The organism is Longimicrobiaceae bacterium (genome assembly GCA_035696245.1).
Classification (GTDB): domain Bacteria; phylum Gemmatimonadota; class Gemmatimonadetes; order Longimicrobiales; family Longimicrobiaceae; genus DASRQW01.
Window position 1 is genome coordinate 1 of the sequence record DASRQW010000536.1, and the last position, 3,236, is coordinate 3,236.

General features: G+C 73.3%; 3 protein-coding genes. 1 reads left to right on the forward strand and 2 read right to left on the reverse strand.

What is annotated here, in order from left to right:
• Together VFE05_23775 and VFE05_23780 are read right to left on the reverse strand one after the other, a co-directional pair.
• Positions 1 to 219: hypothetical protein (locus VFE05_23775; protein ID HET6233117.1), on the reverse strand; the 219-nt coding region annotated here is incomplete at its 3' end.
• Positions 150 to 659 carry a hypothetical protein gene (locus VFE05_23780; GenBank protein ID HET6233118.1) on the reverse strand — a complete coding sequence of 170 codons (510 nt, stop codon included), beginning with the start codon at positions 657 to 659 and terminating at the stop codon, positions 150 to 152. The genes VFE05_23780 and VFE05_23775, both read right to left, overlap by 70 nt.
• 475 nt (positions 660 to 1,134) lie before the next feature.
• Here VFE05_23780 and VFE05_23785 point away from each other — a divergent pair, with 475 nt between their 5' ends.
• Positions 1,135 to 3,135 (forward strand): pyrroloquinoline quinone-dependent dehydrogenase, encoded by a 2,001-nt coding sequence (locus VFE05_23785; protein ID HET6233119.1) that lies wholly within the window; start codon positions 1,135 to 1,137, stop codon positions 3,133 to 3,135.
• Positions 3,136 to 3,236: the final 101 nt, after the last annotated feature.

The following is a 3,236-nucleotide window of genomic DNA, read 5'->3' on the forward strand; positions in this document are numbered from 1 at the left end:
GTCGATGCGGTCGATGCGGTCGATGCGGTCGATGCGGTCGATGCGGTCGATGCGGTCGATGCGGTCGATGCGGTCGATGCGGTCGATGCGGTCGATGCGGTCGATGCGGTCGATGCGGTCGATGCGGTCGATGCGGTCGACGATGCCCGTCAGCGGAGGCGCACGTCCACCAGGTCCGATGCGCCCTGTACGATGGGGACGTGGTCCGCGCCGGACCACATGAGGCGCACCGGGTACTCGCCCTGCGGAAGCCGCGGCAGCGTCCAGCGCCAGCGTCCCGGGCCCGCCGGCTGGATGTCCGGCACGCCCGCCATCAGCTCGGTGCTGCCCGCGCGGAGGTGCAGGTGGCGGCCTCCCGCGCTCCAGCCCATCGGCCCCGCCTCCAGCTTCGCGGTGGTGCGGAAGACGACGGATGCCGGCTGGTCCACGATCTCGCCGTCCTGCGGCGACTCGATCACCAGCTGCGGCGCGGGCGGGCCGCTCACGGCGGCGCCCGTGTCTGCCGGGGCGCCGGTCAGGTACGCGTAGATGAAGTACAGCGCCAGCAGCAGCGCCACGGCGCCGACCGCCGCGAAGGCGCGGTCCGCACCGGGCGTGTCCGCATCTCCCGAAGCCCCGCCGTTCCGGTCGTCCGCCGCCTGCCGTGCCGCGTCGCTCATCGTTCCCCGCCATCGTGAATCCCCGCACGGCGCCACGCCCCCGGCTGCCGCGAACGGCTGAAAGATGCACCCGCCGCCAGGCTCGCGCGAGGGCCAGCGACGCACCGTCCGCCCATCTGCCGCACATCCGCCGTGATGCGAAGGGCAAGCGGAGATCGACGATGGATGTGCATCTACCGTGTCCGCGAGCATCCCGCATCGATCCGCATCGCGAGTCGGCAAACATCCTCGGGAGGATGAGCTCACCTGCTGGGAACGGCGGCCGTCGTCGGACGCGCATCGTGCGACGGGGGGAGATGCGCATCTTCGGATGTGCCGATGCGCCGCGACGAACGTGGGAGCCCGCGCATCTACCGTCACACCCGCCGTTCATCGCCCGGACGGGGAGAAGACGCTTTCGCGCAGTGGGGCGGCGGGGCAGATTGGACGCGGCGGGCGGGCGATTCCACTCCAGCGAGGGGGTTGCGATGGGCGGATGGGGAGATGCGCGGCGGTGGTGGATTGCAGCCAGCGGGCTCGTGATGTTCGGCGCGGCGGCGGGCGCACGGCACGTGGCAGCGCCCGGCCCGGGTGTGGCGGCGGCGGACGACGTGCGTACGGGCACGACGCGCTGGGCAGCCGCTACTCGCCGCTCGCGGAGATCACGCGCGAGAACGTGTCGCGCCTCCAGCCGCTGTGGACGTTCCACACGGGCGAGGCGGCCGATTCGTTCGCCACCGCGCGCCCCACCGCGCTGGAGGCCACGCCGCTGGTGGCGGACGGCGCCATGTTCGTGAGCACGCCACTGGGCCGCGTGATGCGGCTGGACCCGCGCACGGGCGCGCAGGCGTGGGTCTTCGACGCGCATGTGGACCGTAAGGCGGACTACGGCGATTTCGTGAGCCGCGGCGTGTCTCTCTGGCGCGATCCCGCGGCGGCGGCCGGCTCGGCGTGCGCGCTGCGGGTGCTGGTGGCGGCCATCGACGCGCGGCTGATCGCGCTGGACGCGCGGACGGGGCGGCCGTGCGCGGGCTTCGGCGTGGGGGGCACCGTGGACCTGAAGCGCGGGCTGCGGAACGCGCCGTCGTGGACGGAGGAGTACGAGGAGACGTCGCCGCCCGCCGTGGTGAACGGCATGGTCGTGGTCGGCTCGGCCGTGGCGGACAACAACCGCACGGACGGGGCGAGCGGCGAAGTCCGAGGCTTCGACGCGCGCACGGGGCGGCGGCGGTGGACGTGGCATCCGGTGCCGCAGGACTCGGCGGACGCGGGGTGGCGCACGTGGACGGGCCCGAACGCGCACCGCACGGGCGCCGCGAACGCATGGTCGGTCATCGCGGCCGATCCATCCCGCGACCTCGTCATCGTCCCCACCAGCAGCGCGAGCCCGGACTACTACGGCGGCGAGCGCGGCGGGCAGAACCTGTACGCCAACTCGGTCGTGGCGCTGCGCGCATCTACCGGCAAGCTGGTGTGGCACTTCCAGACGGTGCACCACGACCTGTGGGACTACGACAACGCGTCGCCGCCGGCGCTCGTGACCGTCAGGCGCAATGGCCGCTCGATCGACGCCGTGCTCCAGGCGACGAAGACGGGGATGCTCTTCGTGCTCGACCGCGAGACGGGGCAGCCGATCATCCCGGTCGAGGAGCGCGCCGTGCCGGCGAGCACGGTGCCGGGCGAGGTCGCGTCGCGCACGCAGCCCTTCTCGGCGACCCCTCCACTGAGCATGCACCGGTTCGACCGGAATAGCGTCTTCGGGGCCGACTCGGCCGACCGGGCGGCATGCAAGGCGATCGTCTCCAGGCTGCGCTACGAGGGAATCTTCACGCCGCCGAGCCTCGAGGGGACGCTGGCGATCCCGTCGAACGTCGGTGGCGCGCACTGGGGTGGCGTCGCCTTCGACCCGGCGCGCCAGCTGGCGATCGTGCCGGTGAACGACATCGCCGCCGTGGTGCAGCTCATCCCGCGCGCGCGGCACGACGGGAAGATGGAGGAGGGGTGGGAGTACGCCGGGATGCGGGGGACGCCGTACATGATGCGCCGCCGCATCCTGCTCTCGCCGGCGGGCGTCCCCTGCACGCCGCCCCCCTTTGGCGCGCTCGTGGCCGTCGACGTCCAGGCCGGGACGATCGCCTGGCGTGTGCCGCTCGGCACACCGGGCGCGCTGGCGCCGAAGCGGATGACGGAACCCGGCGGCGCCGACTCGGCGGCGCTTCGCGCGCTCGGCTCGGTGAACCTGGGTGGGGCGATCGCCACCGCGGGCGGCCTCGTCTTCATCGGCGCGACGCTGGACCGGCAGCTCCGGGCCTTCGACGTCGAGACCGGGCGCGAGCTGTGGCACGCCGCGCTCCCGGCGGCGGGCAAGGCCACGCCGATGACCTACGCGGTGAACGGGCGCCAGTACGTCGCCATCGCGGCGGGCGGGGACGGCGGCGTGTTCGGCAAGAGTGACGAGGTCGTGGTGTTCGCGCTGCCAGCGGGCGCGCGTCACTAGTCGATCGTCGGTCTGGCACGGGTGGGATCGGTATTCGGGATGGCGGGACTGTGGCGTGCCCCCCCTCGCTCTCCTCGCTCGGCCGGCGCGGCCTGTGAGCG